The sequence below is a fragment of the Amycolatopsis sp. NPDC102389 genome (assembly GCF_044765885.1).
Classification (GTDB): Bacteria; Actinomycetota; Actinomycetes; order Mycobacteriales; family Pseudonocardiaceae; genus Amycolatopsis.
Genome location: NZ_JBIWKX010000056.1, coordinates 39,004 through 51,337, shown reverse-complemented (window position 1 = coordinate 51,337; position 12,334 = coordinate 39,004). Strand labels below are relative to the sequence as shown.

Genomic DNA, 12,334 nt, shown 5'->3' with positions numbered 1-12,334 from the left:
GGGTGTGTCACCCCACACATTTGCTCCTAAAACGAATTTTTTCTCATAACAACGCCCTATTTTGGGTATTCGGCGACAGGCTCCGGCTGCACGACCACTTGCGGGAAGCCGCCATCCGACCCCACTGTCCACAAAGGCCCGCCCTCGAGCGAACGTTGCCCGATCAGCCCTGCTCGGGCGTTTCGCGATGGGGGTCGCGAGTGACAAAGAGCGTTCTATTTTGAGGGGTAAGCCAAAGGTGGCGTGATGGCCTGGGTGGCAGGAGCGAGCTTACCGAAGAGGATCGACGCGGTCCCTCGCGTCCACAAAGGACACTTTTTCGGCCTAAAGTGACCGATTTGCGGACTTTGCGCATCTTCGCGCGGTAGTCGTGAGTGGCAAGTGGGGTTCTATTGAGGGGTAAGGCAAATGTGGCGTGTCGCGAAAGCCACTTTCGCGACGTCTGATGTCCCGAAAGTGGCTTTCGCGACACGAAGTCCGACGGGTCACGAGCGGGCCGCCCATCTCACCGGACACGTTTGCCTTACCCCTCAATAACCCTACTTGCCACTCACGACCCCACTGAAACCGTACATATACCCCTCAAACGGAGGCTATGCAGCCACCGCGCGTCCTTTGTGGACACTCAAGGGACGGCGTATAGAACGAGCTGAAGGGGACTTTCACCGCATGCGACGCGGTGAAGGGCGCTTTCACCGCGTCCGATGCGGTGAAGGACGCTTTCAGCCCACGCTAGAGCTTCACCGGCAGGTTGTGCAGGCCCCGGGTGATCGCACTCGGCCACCACACGAGCCGGTCCTCCGGCACGGTCAGCGTCATCGACGGCGCGCGGCCGAACAACGTCTCCAGTGCCGCGGACGCCTGCATCCGCGCGAGCGCGGCACCGATGCAGATATGCGGGCCGACACCGAAGGCCACGTGCCGCACCGGCCGCTCGCCCGGGCGGAAGGCGAGCGGTTCGGGGTGCACCGCCGGATCGCGATTGGCCGCCAGCAACGACAACAGGATCGGATCGCCCGCTTCCATCCGCTGCCCGGCGAGTTCCATCGGTTCGGTGACGAAACGCCAGCTGGTGTTCTGCAGCGGGGTGTCGCGGCGCAGCACCTCTTCGATGACGAGAGTCAGGTGCGATCCGTCGGCGCGGGCGCGGGCCGCCTCCTCCGGATGCGTGATGAGGGTCAGCGCGGTGGACGCGATGAGGCTGATCGTCGTCTCGTGCCCGGCGATCAGGGACAGGAACGCCGTCGCGGTGACCTCGTCGTCGGTCAGCTTCCCGGCGGCCTCCTGAGTGAGCAGGTCGCTGATCAGGTCCGCCCCCGGTTCGGCGCGTTTGCGGGCGACGACGTCGCCGAGCAGCGCGTCGAGGTCGTCGGTCGCCTTGAGCATCGAAGCCATGTCCGTGACGTCCCCGGCGGCGACCACCAGCGCGGGCGGGCGGACCTCGTCGAGCAGGCTGTCCGGGATGCCGATCAGCTCGCAGATCGACCGGATTCCCAGCGGGTACGCGAAATCCTCGACGAGGTCGCCTTCGCCCCGGTCCAGGATCGGGTCGAGCAGTTCGTTCGCGAGCTGATGCGTGCGGTCGCGCATATGCTGCAGCCGCCGCGGGCCGAACGCGCCGGCACAGGCTTTGCGCAGCCGCGCGTGCTCCTCGCCTTCGAAGTTGTTCATATGCCCGATGAGCGTCGGCCGATGGTCGGCGGGGAGCCCGAGATTGGCCTTGCGCCAGTGCTCCGCGGCGACGGACGGGCATTTGGACAACCGCGGATCGGCCATCGCGGAAACGACGTCCGCGTGCCGCGTCAGCAACCAGGTCCAGGTGTCGCCGGGAAGCGGGAGCCGGAACGCCGGCGCGTTGCTCCGAAGCCATTCGTAGGCGGGCGAAGGATTCCTGTCGAAGTCCGGACCGAACATCACGGGCACCGCGGCGTCGTCGTATGCGGCATCAAGCATACGAGTCACCATGCCAGCTTGTGGCGGTATCGCGTCCGGCGAACGCAGGTATCGGCCTGTCTCACGCGATCGTCAACGCGGTCCCCCTGTCACCCCTCGTGGTGACCCAGCAAGATCGAGCGGGTGCGGTGTGTGACGGATGGAGGTGACCCTCGTCAGCGAGTTCACCGAGCACGACCGTGACGCGATCTCGGAGCGGCCGCGCGGTTCGCTCCGGGTGTTCGCCGACACCGTCGGCCTCGCCGCCGCCCGCGTCTGGCGGCTGCGTGGCCGTGCCTGGAACACCCTGCGGCATCCGGCCGGGTGGGAGCTGTGGCGCCTGCCGCCCGCGGCGGTCTTCTGGATGCTCGGCACGGAGATCGCGGTCGCGATCTGGGCCTTGAAATCGCAAGTCGGTGCTTCCCTCACGACCACGGACCTCGTTCGCTTCGGCGTGATCGCGGGCTGCACGATCTGGTATCTCGTGCAGACACAGCACCCCGAGGAGCAGCGCCGGGCCGACGACCGCCGCGGCGAGCACATCGACCAGACCGCCGTCTGGCTGGGCGGCGCGGCCGTCCTGCTGCCGCCCACCTTGTCGCTCATTCTGTTGCTGATGGTCCGCGTGCAGCGCTACTCCATCGCGCACAAGGCGATGACGACCTTCCTCTTCACCACCGCCGCGCACGCCGCCTCCATCCTCGGCGTGCACACGATCACCCAGCTGACGTCACTGCACACCTGGCTCGAATCGGGCACGCTCCCCCAGCGGCCGGGCGACATCGCGGTCGCCGCCTTCGCGCTGCTGGGCGCCGCGCTCTGGTACTTCGCGTCGCAGACGCTGCTGATCAGCATCGCGCGCGGCCTGGCGTGGGGCGGCTGGCGGCGGCAGAAGCTGATCGGCAGCTGGGCCGACAACGCGGACTTCGTCTACGCGCTGCAGCTCGCCGCGTGCACGACGATCCTCGGCGCGGTCAACATCGCGCTGGTGCCGCTGGTGATGATCGGGGTCGCGCTGCGCTCGACCCGGCTTTCGCAGGCGCTGGCGGACACGATCGCGCGCAGCCAGCGTGACCGGAAGACCGGGCTGCTGACCGAAGACTCGTTCCACGCCCCGGCCGCCTTGCGGCTGCTCGAAGACCAGACCGGGCGGCGGCCGACGGCGTTCCTGATGCTGGACCTCGACCACTTCAAGCAGTGGAACGACAAGTACGGGCATTCCGGCGGCGACATCGTGCTCGGCTGTGTGAGCGCCGTGCTGCGGCAGAACACCCGCTCCACGGACGTCGTCGGGCGGTGGGGCGGCGAGGAGTTCTCGGTACTGCTGCCCGACACCGCCCGCGAGGAGGCGATCCGGATCGCCGAGCGGATCCGGGTGGCCGTCGCGAAGACCGCGATCACCGGCCTGACCGAACTCGCCAGCGGGCACGCCACCAACGAACCCCGCGCGGTGGGGCCGGTCCTCGGCTGCACCGTGTCGATCGGCGTCGGACTGTCGCCCGAGCATTCGACGGACTACGGCGAGCTCTTCCGCGCGGCGGACGCGGCCATGTACCAAGCGAAACGGAGCGGGCGGAACCGGGTGGTCGTGGCGCCCTCCGCGATTCCGCCGTCGCCACGGGCCCCGACGTCGCCGTTGAGCCGGGTGGACTGACGCGTCAGCGACGGGTCACGAGACGGGTTTCGAGCAGGTCGTCGACCACCCGGGTCTCCACGCCGGTCCGCCGTTCGAACGCGGACCCGCGCAGCGGCCACAGCGCGACCAGCACGACACCCACCGCGGACAGCGCGGCCAGCACCAGCGCGGCGACGAACTGGGCGGCGCCGTCGGTCGCCGTGCTCAGCACCGCGAAGCCGATCAGGACGATCCCGGTCGGCAGCACCGTGGCCAGCCCCACCAGGAACGCGGGCGTGCGGCGCAGGTCGCGGCGCCGGGTGGTCAGCCAGGCGGCGAGCAGGCAGGCGAACGACGCCCCGAGCAGGCAGGCACCCGCCGTGTCGCTGAGCCGGTGCCAGCCCAGCGCGATGGTCGACGACGCGACCCAGGCGACGGCGACGCCGCCGATGCCGATGACCGCCGGACGAAAACGTTGGGGCAGAACGAAAGCGAGGGCCATCAGGATGGCGATGGCGGCACTGACGTGACCGCTGGGGAAACTGTTGTGCCCCGGCCCGCGACCGCCGTCGGGCAGTTCGGGACGGACGAGGACGTAGAGCTTGAGCAGCTGCGCCGCGACGAGCGGGAACACGAGGACGCTCAGCGCGGGGATCAAGAGGCCAGGTTTGCGGCGGAGCAGCGCCAGGACGACGAGCCCGATCCCGGCGGCGCCGATCACGAGCACCATGTCCTGGTCGCGCAGCGGTCCCGCCCAGTCCATTGTGGACCACTGGCCGGACTGTGCGCTCCGGACGACGCCGTTCTCCGCGAGCTGCCCGGCCGACGTGTGCACGAACAGCACGTAGGTCACGACGAACGCGGCGGCCAGTCCCAGCCCGGTGGCGAGCTGGAACACGGCCCTGGACAGGGTGCGCCTGGTCTCGGCGTGCCGTCCCGGCAGCGGACGGCGGGCGGGGGTCGGCTTCGCTTCGTGGGTGAGTAGGGCCATGCGTCTCACTGTCCCCACGCCGTTTCGCCGTGAGGTCCGGACAATGTCATGGTTCTGCTACAAGATCGAGCCGAGTCGCACACGTGCGGCGACATCCGAATAATGGCGGCGTGGCAAGTGTCCTTTTGATCGAAGACGACGCGTCCGTGCGGGAGGGGCTGGAACTCGCGCTGCGCCGGCAGGCGCATACCGTCCACACCGCCGAGAGCGGTGAGCTCGGGCTGGAGAAACTGCGGGTGTTCCAGCCCGACATCGTCGTGCTGGACCTGATGCTCCCCGGCATCGACGGCTTCGAGACCTGCCGCCGCATCCGCTCGGCGGGCGACGTGCCGATCATCATGCTCACCGCCCGCAGCGACGACTTCGACATCGTGGCCGGCCTGGAGGCGGGCGCCGACGACTACGTGACCAAGCCGATCGAGCCGCGCGTGCTCGACGCCCGCATCCGGGCGGTGCTGCGTCGAGCGGTGAGCGAGAAGCCGGCGAACGAGAACGACGCCGCCGGGGAAAGGCACGGCCGCCTGGTCATCGACCGGGCCGGGCTGGTGGTCACGAAGAACGGCGAACCGGTCTCGCTGACCCCCACCGAGCTGAAGCTGCTGCTGGAGCTGTCGCGCACGCCGGGACAGGTCTACAGCCGCCAGCAGATCCTCTCCGCCGTCTGGGATCACGACTACCTCGGCGACTCCCGGCTGGTCGACGCCTGTGTCCAGCGGCTGCGCGCGAAGATCGAAGACGTCCCCGCGAAACCCGAACACGTCCAGACCGTCCGCGGCTTCGGGTACCGGTTCGGCCGTTCATGAGGCTGCTCTCCGGGTTGCGGCCCCGGCTCATCCTGGCCTTCGCGGCGATGACCATCATCGGGGCGGCGGCCGCGGCGGGGGCCAGTTACGTCTCGGCCCGGAACGCGATCCTCGAGGCGGTGCAGAACGCGGCGATGAACCAGCTGAAGGACCGGGTCAGCACCTACGGCCGCCCGCTGTCCACGCCGCCGACCCAGGAACAGCTCAACGACTTCGCGGGCAGCCTGCGGTTGAACGCCGTCGCGGTCTACAAGAACCTGCGGTCGGTGAACGGCCCGGACCTGACCACGTTCTCGCCCGAACTGCGGCAGACCGTCGCGAACGACACCCGCATCCAGTTCCAGCGCGTGGACCGCGAAACCGTCCCTGAACTGCTGGTCGGCCTGCCGGTGCTGGTGCGGCAGCCCGACGGGTCGATGGGGGCCAGCGGCGTCCAGGTGTACTCGCTCACGTCGCTCGTCCAGCAGCAACAAGCCATCGACGAACTCGCGAAATCCGCCTGGCAGACGGCCGCGCTCGTCCTGCCGCTGGCCGCCGCGCTCGCCCTGCTCGCGGCGAGACAGGTGCTGAGACCGGTCCGGGCGCTCAACACCGCCGCCGCCCAGCTCGGCGAGGGCAGGCTCGACGTCCGGCTGCCCGCCAAAGGGTCCGACGAGCTGGCCGAACTGGTCACGACCTTCAACAACACCGCCGCCGAACTGGAGCGCACGGTCGGTGAGCTGAGAGCCATGGAGGCCGACGCCCGCCGCTTCGTCGCCGACGTCTCGCACGAACTCCGCACGCCGCTCGCGGCGATGAACGCGGTCACCGACGTCCTCGACGAAGACGCCGAGACGCTGCCGCCGGACACCGCCGTCGCGGCGCGGCTGGTCTCGGGTGAGACCCGGAGGCTGACCCGGCTGGTGCAGGATCTGGTCGAGATCTCCCGGTTCGACGCGGGCCGCGCCGAACTCGTGCTCGACGAATGGGATCTCGCGACGGCGATCCGGGACAGTCTCGACGCGCGCGGCTGGCGCGACGGCGAAGACCTGGTCACCGATCTGCCGGAGGGCGTCCTGGCCCGGGTCGACCGGCGGCGACTCGACCTGATCGTGGCCAACCTCGTCGGCAACGCGTTCCGGCACGGCACTGCCCCGGTCGAGGTCCGGCTACGCGACGGCGGCGGCGAAGTCACCCTGGAGGTGGAGGATCACGGACCGGGGATCGATCCCGAGGTCCTGCCGCACGTGTTCGACCGGTTCACCAAGGCCGACACCTCCCGCGCCCGCTCCGAAGGCAGCGGGCTGGGCCTGGCGATCGCGCTGGAGAACGCCCGTCTGCACGGCGGCGACATCACCGCCGCCGACACCGGGCACGGCGCCCGGTTCGTGCTGCGCCTGCCGCACCGCACCGAAGGAGCGACGCGATGAGGAGGACCAGGGTGCTGCTCGCTCTCGCGGCCGCGGCGCTGGTGGCGGCCTGCGGTGTCCAGCCGACCGGCGTCGTCCCGGCCGGGCCGGGGCCGTCGATCCGCGCCACGACTGGGCCGAACGTCCTCGGCGGGCTGACGCTGTACTTCGTCTCCGACGGCCGGGTCATCCCGGTGACGCGGCCCACCGAAGGCTTCATCTCCCCCGAAGGCGCGCTCACGTTGCTGCTGAAGGGGCCGACGGAGCGGGAAGCCGCGCAAGGGCTCACCAGTTTCGTCCCGGCGGAGGTGGGGCGGGTCGAGGTGTACGCGGGTGACCCGACCGCCATCGTGCTGCCGTTCAGCATGCGCAAGCTGTCCAACCAGGCCATCAACCAGCTGGTCTGCACCACGATGGCGGCCACGGCGGCGACCACGCGGATTCCGCGCTCTCCGGGAGTGAACGTGACCTCGCCGGACGGGGACATGTACTTCCAGTCCTGCAAAGCGGACTGAAGTCGTCACTCACGGTGGTCACATAAAAGCGCTTCTCGTATCTGTACGGGCATGAGCCTCTTTTGGTTCAACGATCAAGGTAACTGTGGGCGAACACACTCGGGCGTGACATTGCCGTGTCCTTTTCGTAATGTTGCCCGGAGCTCGCGGCCCCCGACGCGAGTTCCCGTCCCCGAAGTGGTGAGTGATCAGAGAAATGGCCGGCAGACATCGCAAGAACAAGGCTCCGCAGTGGAAGCTCCCCGCGGGTATCGCGGCAGCGGTCGCCACGGCGCTCCCGGCGTCGATGTGGCTGACCACCGCGGGTTCCCCCGACGTCGAAGCGGCCAGTGCCGCGCTCGCACTGAAGGCTCCCCCGGTCTCCAGCGTGACTCCCTCGCCGTCGACCAGCAGCACCCCGCCCTCCAGCACGACCACCCAGCCTCCGTCGGCCTCCTCGGCTCCCCCGAAGCCGACGACGTCGACCAAGGCCCCCGCCCCGGTGAAGACGACCGTGCCCGCCGCGACGGCGTGTTCGACCAGCCTCGCCGGGACGAAACCGCACGTCGCCCAGGTCGGTAACCACGTGAAGGCGAAGTTCGGCGTCAAGAACGTCGGCGGTGTCGCCGGCCGGGCGAACGCCAGCGACCACCCCTCCGGCCTCGCGCTGGACTTCATGGTGGACACCGCCACCGGCAACGCCATCGCCGACTACATCCTGGCCAACCAGAAGGACTTCGGCGTCACCTACGTCATCTGGCGCCAGCGCTACAACGACGGCAGCGGCTGGGACACCATGGAGGACCGCGGCGGCGCGACCGCCAACCACATGGACCACGTCCACGTCTCGTTCGCCAAGAGCGCGAAGGTCAACGTCAGCTGTTAGCGAGTCCGAGCGGACCGCTCGCCGGGCTGGATCACGGGTCGCCCCACGACCTCTTCCACGCCTTTGACGGCGAGCCGGTCCGCTCGCTCGTTCTCCGGATGTCCGGCGTGGCCCTTGACCCAATGCCATTCGACGTCGTGCCGCGAAGCGGCTTCGTCGAGACGGCGCCACAGATCGGCGTTCTTGACCGGCGTCTTGGCCGAGGTCATCCAGCCGTTGTTCTTCCAGTTCCGCACCCAGCTGGTGATGCCGTTCCGGACGTAGGTGCTGTCGGTGTAGATGTCCACCGTGACCCGGCGCTTCAGGCTTTCCAGCGCCTCGATGGGCGCGGTCAGCTCCATCCGGTTGTTCGTGGTCGGCCCGGCATCCCCGCCGTAGATCTCCTTTTCGACCGTGCCGTACCGCAGCACCGCGCCCCAGCCGCCGGGACCGGGATTCCCGCTGCACGCGCCATCGGTGTAGATCTCGACTTCCGCCACCGGGACACCCTAGCGACGGGGTTCAGTCCGGCAGGAGCGGCACCCACGGCTCCTCGACCTGACCCAGATGCACCGCGCGCGTGATGGACTTCGAACCGAAGCGGTCCCGGACGGTGTCGAGCGTCGAATCGAGCGCGTCCCTCGGCTTCGCCCCGAACGGCAGGGCCAGCTGGATCGCGTCGTCCTTCGACAGGTTCGTGAGCGCGAGCCCGATCAGCGTGAGGCCGCGTTCGTCGATCAGCGGTCTCGCCGTGGCGAGCAGGTCACGCGCGGCCGCGACGATCGCGCCGGTCTGCTCGGTCGCCTCCAGGAGGGTGTGCGAACGGGTCGCCTTGGTGAAATCGGCGAACCGCATCCGCAGCACGACGGTGCGGCATACCCGGTGCGCCGCGCGCAGTCGGCGGGCGAGGCGATCGGCCAGGGTCAGCAGCGTCGCGTCGAGCTCGGCGGGCGAACGCGGCCTGCTGCCGAGCGCGCGCTGCGCCCCGATCGACCGGCGACGACGGCCGGTCTGCACGCGGCGCGGGTCGTCGTTGTGGGACAAGGCGTGCAGATGGGTGCCGACGCCGCGGCCGAGCATCCGGACGAGTTCCTTCTCCCCGAACCCCTCCATCTGCCCGACCGTCGTCACCCCGCGCTCGCGGAGCTTCTGCGCCGTCACCTTGCCCACGCCCCACAGCCGTTCGACCGGGAGCGGATGCAGGAACTCTAGTTCCTTGTCGTGCGGCACGACGAGTAGGCCGTCGGGTTTCGCGACCCCGCTGGCCACCTTCGCGAGGAACTTCGTCCTGGCCACGCCGACGGTGATCGGCAGGCCGACCTGGTCGAGGACGTCCTTCCGCAGTTTCGCGGCGATCCGGCTCGGCGTGCCCGCGATCTTCAGCAGCCCGCCGACGTCGAGGAAGGCCTCGTCGATCGAAAGGCCTTCCACGAGCGGTGTCGTGTTGCCGAAGACCTCGAACACCGCCTTGCTCGCCGCCGAATACGCGCGCATCCGGGGCGGGACCACGATCGCGTCCGGGCACAGCCGCCGCGCCTGGCCGCCGCCCATCGCCGTGCGGACGCCATACGCCTTCGCCTCGTAGCTGGCCGCGAGCACGACACCGCCGCCGACGATGACCGGCCGTCCCCGCAGCCTCGGGTCGTCACGCTGCTCGACCGACGCGTAGAACGAGTCCAGGTCGGCGTGCAGGATGGGACCCTCGGGCGGCATAGAACATATGTTCGCATCAAACGGCCCGCCGGCCAAGCCGCCTCACCCAGGGGAGCCGAGCGCTCCCGCCAGGGCCGACGCGAGGCGAGCGACGGTGCGATCGTCGTCTTCGGCCAGGTTCCCCAGCGCGTCCAGCGCGAGGGCGCGCGGCATCTCGACGAGGGCCTGGGTGAGACGGATCCGCGCCGCGGGGTCCGCGGTGGCGAGCTCGCCGGTCAACGCGCTCATGATCCGGTCCGCGGCTCCGGCGTCGCGCGCCAAGGCGCCGAGAACCTCGGCCGCCTCGACGTCGGACGTGCCCTCGACCACCATGCGGACGAGTTCCGGCACGGCCGCGCTCTCACCACGCGACCCCAGGGCCGTCGCGGCGCGGGCGCGGACCGCGGGATCCGGGTCGCCGAGTGCCTCCGTCAGCGCTGCGGTCGCCTCGTCACCGGGCATCCCGGCGAGCGCGAGGATCGCGCGCCTCCGGACGTCGACGTCCTCCGAACGCGCGCCGGACGCCAGGCTCGCCACGCCGTCACCGCCCGCCCTCGCGAGGGCCCATCGCAGGGCCCCGGCGACGTTCGGATCGGCTTCGGCGAGGACCGCCCCGGCCAGCAGCTCGGCGGGAACCTCGGCCGGGGCCAGGGCGGTCTGCTGCCGCCGAGCCGCGTGAGGCGAGTTGAGCCCGCGCAACAGCTCGACTATGCGCAGGACCCCTTCCCAGCCGGCAGGCGCCGAACCATCGACCGCGCGGAGCCGGTCGAGCAGCTCCTGCTCCCGGTTCAGGCGCTCCTCGGTCCGCCGGATGAGGTCGCCGACGAGATCGGACGGCTCGAAGGCCGGATCCTCCAACGCGCGGCCGATCTCGCGCAGCGACAAGCCGAGGGACCGCAGGCTCTCCACGTGGAAGATCCGCCGGATGTCCTCGTCGGAGTACTCGCGGTAGCCGCCGAAGGTGCGGCCCGTCGGCCGCACCAGCCCGAGGGTGTCGTAGTGCCGGAGCATCCGGCTGCTCACCCCCGAGCGGCGCGCCACCTCACCGATCAGCATCAGGCTCCCTCCGCTCGTTCCGGCCCGAGCGCGACGATCCGCTTCGACTCGTCGAAACCGGCGTCCGGGTCGCGCAGGAGGCGCTCCGTGGCGCGGGCGTGCGCGCACACCTCCGGGTCGGTACTCGCCGAGCCCGCCAGCAAGACGGGCTCGATCACGGGTCCGAGCGCGACGAGCGCCCTGCTGAGACTCAGCCGCACCGTCCGGTCGCCCCGGCCGAGCTGGTCGGCCAGGTCACGCGCCAGCCGGGCCCGCTCCCCGTCGGGGACGAGGACGACGGCGGCCCGCCACGCGCTCCGGGCGACCTCGTCGTCGGCGTCGTGCAGCAGCGACCGGGTGATCGCGGGCCACGCGGCGCGGTCCCCGATCTTGGACAGCGTGTGCAACGCCTGGCTCCGGGCCTGGGCGACCTCCGAACCGAGCTCCTCCAGCAGCACCGGCACCGTGCTCTCGGCGGGTAGCCGCGTCAACGCCCAGGTCAGCATGTCCCGGACGTAGAAGTCCGGCTCGATCGCGCACCGCGTCACGAGCGGGTCGACGAACCGCACGTCCGGATTCGTCCCGGCCGCCAGTGCCGCCTTGAGCCGCGTCGACGAGCTCTCGGAGCTCAACGCGTCGAGCACGCGCAGGTCCGGTGAAGTCCTCTGTGTCGTGTTGATGGGGATCACCTCCTGCGCTCCAGTGAAGACCTTGTCACGATGTCAAGGTCAAGTTCGGCGCTCCACCGCGGTCAGTCGAACGGGGGCCCGGAGTGGGAGACCTGGTGCTTGAACACCTCGCCGTCCCGGATCTCGGCGGAGTACGTCGGCCTCGGCGAGATCGCGCGCCAGGCGTTCAGCACCTCCTCCGACTCCCAGCTCTCGAAGATGTTCACCCGGCCCGGTTCGAGCGTGTCCGCCGAGATCACCACGTCGAGGCAGCCGGGATGGGCCCGAGCCTTTTCGACGATCACCTGGTGTCCCTCGACGTACCGGTCCCGCTCCTCCGGGTCGACGTACACCTTCCCCGCCACGATCACCGTCATTTCAGGCTCCCTTCGTCCGGTCGGTTCATTAGACCGACGAACGCGGACGTCGGGAAACGACACGGGCGCGGACGAAATCCGTCACCGATCGCCCGCCGGCGAAACACCAGATCGCGATCACCGGGTCGCAGATCGCGCAGCCGAACGAGGAATGCTCGGCGAACGGGATGATCGGGGCGCCTTTGAGGTGGTGCACGACGTCCCAGCCGGTGTGCAGGAGCCAGGCGATGCCGATGAACGTCCAGGACTCGAGGCCGCGGTACGCCACGTAGGTCACGACCACGGTGAACGCGAACTCCCAGATCCCGAGGCCGCCGCCGCTCAGGTAGGCGGCGCCGGCGCCCGCCACCATGACCGCGTTGAAGCGGCGGCGGTGCGGTTCGTGGATCAGCGACATCAGCACGACGTAGACGAGGCCGACCAGAATCGGCGCGATGATCATCATGGCTCGACGCTAGAACCGGGCCGGACCCG

At 69.8% G+C, this 12,334-nt stretch carries 13 protein-coding genes; 5 read left to right on the top strand and 8 right to left on the bottom strand.

The features are described 5' to 3' along the window. Nucleotides 1-732: 732 nt before the first annotated feature. Nucleotides 733-1,953, bottom strand: a complete 1,221-nt coding sequence (locus ACIRGA_RS33115; protein ID WP_400948670.1) for a cytochrome P450 — start codon at nucleotides 1,951-1,953, stop codon at nucleotides 733-735. Nucleotides 1,954-2,092: 139 nt separating this feature from the next. Between ACIRGA_RS33115 and ACIRGA_RS33110 the strand changes: the two genes are divergently transcribed. Next, nucleotides 2,093-3,586 (top strand): GGDEF domain-containing protein, encoded by a 1,494-nt coding sequence (locus ACIRGA_RS33110; RefSeq protein WP_400948667.1) that lies wholly within the window; start codon nucleotides 2,093-2,095, stop codon nucleotides 3,584-3,586. 4 nt (nucleotides 3,587-3,590) lie between these two features. On the opposite strand, the gene ACIRGA_RS33105 is transcribed toward ACIRGA_RS33110, so the two are convergent. Next, a complete protein-coding gene (locus ACIRGA_RS33105; protein ID WP_400948665.1) occupies nucleotides 3,591-4,538 on the bottom strand; it encodes a phosphatase PAP2 family protein in 948 nt (315 codons plus the stop codon). A 110-nt stretch (nucleotides 4,539-4,648) separates the two neighbouring features. Here ACIRGA_RS33105 and ACIRGA_RS33100 point away from each other — a divergent pair, with 110 nt between their 5' ends. The 4 genes from ACIRGA_RS33100 to ACIRGA_RS33085 all read left to right on the top strand — a co-directional run bounded on the left by ACIRGA_RS33100 (nucleotide 4,649) and on the right by ACIRGA_RS33085 (nucleotide 8,109). Next, complete coding sequence (locus ACIRGA_RS33100; RefSeq protein ID WP_400948662.1) at nucleotides 4,649-5,341, top strand: response regulator; 693 nt, start codon at nucleotides 4,649-4,651, stop codon at nucleotides 5,339-5,341. Then, entirely contained in the window at nucleotides 5,338-6,750 is a 1,413-nt protein-coding gene (locus ACIRGA_RS33095) for an ATP-binding protein (protein ID WP_400948659.1), read from the top strand. Before ACIRGA_RS33100 ends, ACIRGA_RS33095 begins: the two co-directional genes overlap by 4 nt. Then, entirely contained in the window at nucleotides 6,747-7,244 is a 498-nt protein-coding gene (locus ACIRGA_RS33090) for a hypothetical protein (protein ID WP_400948657.1), read from the top strand. Before ACIRGA_RS33095 ends, ACIRGA_RS33090 begins: the two co-directional genes overlap by 4 nt. Before the next feature lie 196 nt (nucleotides 7,245-7,440). After that, a complete protein-coding gene (locus ACIRGA_RS33085) occupies nucleotides 7,441-8,109 on the top strand; it encodes a hypothetical protein (RefSeq protein ID WP_400948654.1) in 669 nt (222 codons plus the stop codon). Here ACIRGA_RS33085 and rnhA read toward each other — a convergent pair. The 6 genes from rnhA to ACIRGA_RS33055 form a co-directional block, all read right to left on the bottom strand. Further along, a complete protein-coding gene (gene rnhA / locus ACIRGA_RS33080; RefSeq protein ID WP_400948651.1) occupies nucleotides 8,106-8,588 on the bottom strand; it encodes a ribonuclease HI in 483 nt (160 codons plus the stop codon). The genes ACIRGA_RS33085 and rnhA overlap by 4 nt on opposite strands. Nucleotides 8,589-8,610: 22 nt before the next feature. Beyond that, a complete protein-coding gene (dinB, locus tag ACIRGA_RS33075; protein WP_400948646.1) occupies nucleotides 8,611-9,801 on the bottom strand; it encodes a DNA polymerase IV in 1,191 nt (396 codons plus the stop codon). A 42-nt stretch (nucleotides 9,802-9,843) separates the two neighbouring features. Then, complete coding sequence (locus tag ACIRGA_RS33070; RefSeq protein WP_400948643.1) at nucleotides 9,844-10,836, bottom strand: HEAT repeat domain-containing protein; 993 nt, start codon at nucleotides 10,834-10,836, stop codon at nucleotides 9,844-9,846. Next, nucleotides 10,836-11,504, bottom strand: coding sequence for a HEAT repeat domain-containing protein (locus ACIRGA_RS33065; protein WP_400948638.1), 669 nt, complete (start codon nucleotides 11,502-11,504; stop codon nucleotides 10,836-10,838). The genes ACIRGA_RS33070 and ACIRGA_RS33065 overlap by 1 nt, the downstream gene beginning before the upstream one ends. A gap of 62 nt (nucleotides 11,505-11,566) precedes the next feature. Then, a complete protein-coding gene (locus tag ACIRGA_RS33060) occupies nucleotides 11,567-11,860 on the bottom strand; it encodes a putative quinol monooxygenase (protein ID WP_400948633.1) in 294 nt (97 codons plus the stop codon). A gap of 28 nt (nucleotides 11,861-11,888) precedes the next feature. After that, a complete protein-coding gene (locus ACIRGA_RS33055) occupies nucleotides 11,889-12,305 on the bottom strand; it encodes a DUF6010 family protein (RefSeq protein ID WP_400948629.1) in 417 nt (138 codons plus the stop codon). Between the last annotated feature and the right edge of the window lie 29 nt (nucleotides 12,306-12,334).

Excerpts from the sequence above, each read along its gene's own strand:
- ACIRGA_RS33115 (WP_400948670.1), bottom strand. The coding sequence starts at position 1,953 with ATGCTTGATGCCGCATACGACGACGCCGCGGTGCCCGTGATGTTCGGT.
- ACIRGA_RS33110 (WP_400948667.1), top strand. The coding sequence starts at position 2,093 with ATGGAGGTGACCCTCGTCAGCGAGTTCACCGAGCACGACCGTGACGCG.
- ACIRGA_RS33105 (WP_400948665.1), bottom strand. The coding sequence starts at position 4,538 with ATGGCCCTACTCACCCACGAAGCGAAGCCGACCCCCGCCCGCCGTCCG.
- ACIRGA_RS33095 (WP_400948659.1), top strand. The coding sequence starts at position 5,338 with ATGAGGCTGCTCTCCGGGTTGCGGCCCCGGCTCATCCTGGCCTTCGCG.
- ACIRGA_RS33090 (WP_400948657.1), top strand. The coding sequence starts at position 6,747 with ATGAGGAGGACCAGGGTGCTGCTCGCTCTCGCGGCCGCGGCGCTGGTG.
- ACIRGA_RS33085 (WP_400948654.1), top strand. The coding sequence starts at position 7,441 with ATGGCCGGCAGACATCGCAAGAACAAGGCTCCGCAGTGGAAGCTCCCC.
- dinB (WP_400948646.1), bottom strand. The coding sequence starts at position 9,801 with ATGCCGCCCGAGGGTCCCATCCTGCACGCCGACCTGGACTCGTTCTAC.
- ACIRGA_RS33070 (WP_400948643.1), bottom strand. The coding sequence starts at position 10,836 with ATGCTGATCGGTGAGGTGGCGCGCCGCTCGGGGGTGAGCAGCCGGATG.
- ACIRGA_RS33060 (WP_400948633.1), bottom strand. The coding sequence starts at position 11,860 with ATGACGGTGATCGTGGCGGGGAAGGTGTACGTCGACCCGGAGGAGCGG.
- ACIRGA_RS33055 (WP_400948629.1), bottom strand. The coding sequence starts at position 12,305 with ATGATGATCATCGCGCCGATTCTGGTCGGCCTCGTCTACGTCGTGCTG.